This window comes from Paraburkholderia sp. Ac-20347 (assembly GCF_017104805.1).
Classification (GTDB): Bacteria; Pseudomonadota; Gammaproteobacteria; order Burkholderiales; family Burkholderiaceae; genus Paraburkholderia; species Paraburkholderia tropica.
On record NZ_JAAGPN010000650.1, the window covers coordinates 1 to 412 of the forward strand.

At 70.9% G+C, this 412-nt stretch carries 1 protein-coding gene; it reads right to left on the minus strand.

Translation table 11 applies throughout. The features are described from left to right. On the minus strand, positions 1–412 hold a 412-nt coding region (locus G3N97_RS39225), incomplete at both ends, for an iron chelate uptake ABC transporter family permease subunit (protein WP_205998056.1).

Here is a 412-nt window from a genome sequence, read left to right on the forward strand (position 1 = left end):
GCATCGAAGAGACTCAGCGGACGGTAGAGCAGCGCCGCGCCGACAAGACACAGCGCGAGCCGCACGGTCAGATTCAGCGCCGCTTGCCAGCCGCTCTGGTCGAGCGCGCCGCCGCCCCAGATCTGCACGCCCGCCAGCCGCGCCAGCAGCGGCGCAGCAAGTCCAATGAAGCCGATCACGCCGACTTCGGCGACCACGAACGCCGTGAGCGCCACCGCGACGAACAGCGCCGCGCCGCGCATCCAGCCGACCGCCACGCCGAGATTGCGCACCGTGGCGTCACCGGCATCGAAGAGACTCAGCGGACGGTAGAGCAGCGCCGCGCCGACAAGACACAGCGCGAGCCGCACGGTCAGATTCAGCGCCGCTTGCCAGCCGCTCTGGTCGAGCGCGCCGCCGCCCCAGATCTGCA